General features: G+C 46.7%; 4 protein-coding genes and 1 pseudogene. 2 read left to right on the plus strand and 3 right to left on the minus strand.

Annotation, left to right across the window (positions count from 1 at the left end; genetic code table 11):
• Positions 1–118 precede the first annotated feature (118 nt).
• A complete protein-coding gene (locus tag RW114_RS20265) occupies positions 119–352 on the minus strand; it encodes a hypothetical protein (RefSeq protein ID WP_340124543.1) in 234 nt (77 codons plus the stop codon).
• 3 nt (positions 353–355) lie between these two features.
• Positions 356–631 carry a transposase gene (locus tag RW114_RS20270; RefSeq protein WP_340124544.1) on the minus strand — a complete coding sequence of 92 codons (276 nt, stop codon included), beginning with the start codon at positions 629–631 and terminating at the stop codon, positions 356–358.
• 593 nt (positions 632–1,224) lie between these two features.
• Between RW114_RS20270 and RW114_RS20275 the strand changes: the two genes are divergently transcribed.
• Both RW114_RS20275 and cynS read left to right on the plus strand, forming a co-directional pair.
• Positions 1,225–2,034 carry a formate/nitrite transporter family protein gene (locus RW114_RS20275; RefSeq protein WP_340124545.1) on the plus strand — a complete coding sequence of 270 codons (810 nt, stop codon included), beginning with the start codon at positions 1,225–1,227 and terminating at the stop codon, positions 2,032–2,034.
• 87 nt (positions 2,035–2,121) lie between these two features.
• Positions 2,122–2,565, plus strand: a complete 444-nt coding sequence (gene cynS / locus RW114_RS20280) for a cyanase (RefSeq protein WP_340124546.1) — start codon at positions 2,122–2,124, stop codon at positions 2,563–2,565.
• 65 nt (positions 2,566–2,630) lie between these two features.
• Here the strand turns inward: cynS and RW114_RS20285 are convergent.
• A pseudogene (locus tag RW114_RS20285) lies at positions 2,631–2,755 on the minus strand (IS1595 family transposase); the annotation flags it as partial.

Here is a 2,755-nt window from a genome sequence, read left to right on the forward strand (position 1 = left end):
GGAGCCTTTTGATTATCTGAAATACTTGTTTACTGAACTACCTATATTAGGTCGGCACTATCAACCTGAGGCATTAGATCAATTTCTGCCCTGGAATTTAACTGAAAAAATTCAGCCTTTAAATCAAACGGCATAGTTTGTCTACGTGGAAAGAATAGACGCTCACGGTTAAACAGTCATCGCTTTCATCATATCCGGCCGTTGCACGATAGCTGCTCCACCGCCATTCTTTGGCGCTGTGTACCATCTGAACACGCACAGGATTCAAGGCAATGTAACGCGCCAATTCCAGCAAGTAGGAATCTTTCTGTACCAGTATGGCTTTGAATCGGCCTTGAAACACATGGCCCACGCGTTAATGCTGTCGATTGAAATATTGCGTGTGAGTGCCATTGAGGAGTTTCATGCCTTTAGACAAGGTTGGCGTACTGGTTTCAACCAGAAAATGGTAGTGATTGTCCATCAGGCAATAAGCGTGGCAATACCAATCATAGCGATTGACCGTATTCTGCAGCAACATCAAAAACTGCTGACGATCAACATCATCACAGTAGATCTCTTCCCGAGCGTTGCTACGGGCTGTTACATGATACAGCGCCCCTGCAAATTCAATGCGTAAAGGCCTTGCCATCTGTATATCCAATATGAAATTAAGCTGATCGAAGATTAAGGCAACATGACACGCATGTCAAATGTAAGGCCTGACCCCGTGACCCCGATCCTGGCCGGCAGCGTTTCGCCCCCGACCTTCTCGGCGAGCATCAGCAAACTACCGGTGCTCATGCCCAATCAAACTAGCCGTCATTTAACTTCCTGGAAATTTCGGACTTCATCTTGCTCGATTTGTGCCGTTTTAGTGCACGCACAATTCATTTCGGTGCAAAAATGCGGCGCGGCTTAGGCAAAGTCTGACTGAACCACGCAAAGCAGTTGGATTAAGCTGATTGGCACAATCCGTGCATTTTCAATGAAAGGTGGTGCAATGGCGCATCCTCCTTTCCCTTCAACAATGGCGTTGAAAAGTCGCTTGTTTTAAACAGGCGGCGATAATTTTACTCGTCTATTGTTTATGCCTTTTTTAATTAGGTTATCCGCAAACGAGTAAAAGAACGCTCGTTTCCAAGGGTATCGACAGCTTGCGAAAACAAGCTTAATCAAACGAATGAAAGTGTTTTTTATCCGACACCTTAATTCATGGTGTATCTAATTTTTTAAAGGTGAGTTATGTCCTATCTGATTCCTTCAGAATTTGTCACAAAAATGGTCGATGCGGGTGAATCCAAAATCTTCATGTCAACCAGAGATACCTTGATCAGGGCTTATATGGCCGGTGCGATCCTAGCATTGGCTGCGGTATTTGCGGTCGCTGTTGCTGTGCAAACGAATTCTCCAATTTTTGGTGCAATTTTATTCCCCGTCGGTTTTTGCATGCTGTATTTGCTAGGCTTCGACCTTCTGACCGGTGTTTTTGTTTTGACGCCGCTGGCATGGCTTGATAAACGTCCAGGCGTAACCATCAACGGTATTTTCAGAAACTGGGGCTTAGTCTTTGCAGGTAATTTTCTAGGGGCGTTAACCGTGGCGGTTATGATGTCAATTGTCTATACCTACGGTTTTTCCGTTGCACCTAACGATGTGGGCATAAAGCTGGCCGGAATCGGTGAAGCACGTACGCTGGGCTATGCAAAATATGGCATAGCCGGCTGGTTTACGATCTTTATCAGGGGCATGCTGTGTAACTGGATGGTATCTACCGGTGTGGTTGGGGCGATGATTTCCACTTCCGTTAGCGGCAAGGTGATCGCCATGTGGATGCCGATCATGCTGTTCTTTGGCATGGCCTTCGAGCACTCGGTGGTTAACATGTTTCTGTTTCCAGCCGGTTTGATCATGGGAGGAAATTTTTCGATTATGGATTACTTTATCTGGAATGAGATTCCGACTGTTTTGGGTAATCTGATGGGCGGGCTTGCGTTTACCGGATTGACCCTATATTCCACGCATATAAAAACCGCGCCTAAACGCGCCTTATAATTTATCCGAATTATAAAAATAAAGCTTCAGCCCATAAGTGGCTGAGGCTTATTAACAATCACCGTTTAATTTGTAAAAGAGTTCATCATGACACGCAACGAAGTTACCGAATTGATCATCACGCACAAACTGCGTAAACAACTGACATGGCCTCAACTGGCCGACGCCATCGGCCAGAGCAAGGAGTGGACGACAGCAGCCCTGCTGGGACAGATGACGCTTAATGCCGAACAGGCCGCCAAGGTGGGTGCTTTGCTGGAGTTGCCCGCCGAGGCTATCGAACAATTGCAAGTTGTTCCCTACAAGGGTTCCCTGCCCTCCGCGGTACCGACCGATCCGTTGATTTATCGCTTCTACGAGCTGGTCAACGTCTACGGCACTACCTTTAAAGCGCTGATTCACGAAGAGTTCGGAGACGGCATTATGAGCGCCATCGATTTCAGCATGGATCTTCAGCGTGAACCCGATCCCAAAGGAGACCGCGTCAAGATCGTGATGAGCGGCAAATTTCTTCCTTATAAAAGTTACTGAGCGTTTTAGCCCTGTGATTGGCTGCGACCGTTCGGCTTGAAAAAATGTCCGGTCAATTAGAAAGGCTATGTCATCGTTAAATATTGAAAATTCCCCAGAGCAGCATTGAGTAGGGTTTCCGGCGTGAGTTGGCAGTGTTGTTCAAAAGCCCGTCGCCAGCCCAGGTAGTTTGGCAAGTATTTGGTAGCTA

This window comes from Methylobacter svalbardensis (assembly GCF_037671525.1).
Classification (GTDB): Bacteria; Pseudomonadota; Gammaproteobacteria; order Methylococcales; family Methylomonadaceae; genus Methylobacter_A; species Methylobacter_A svalbardensis.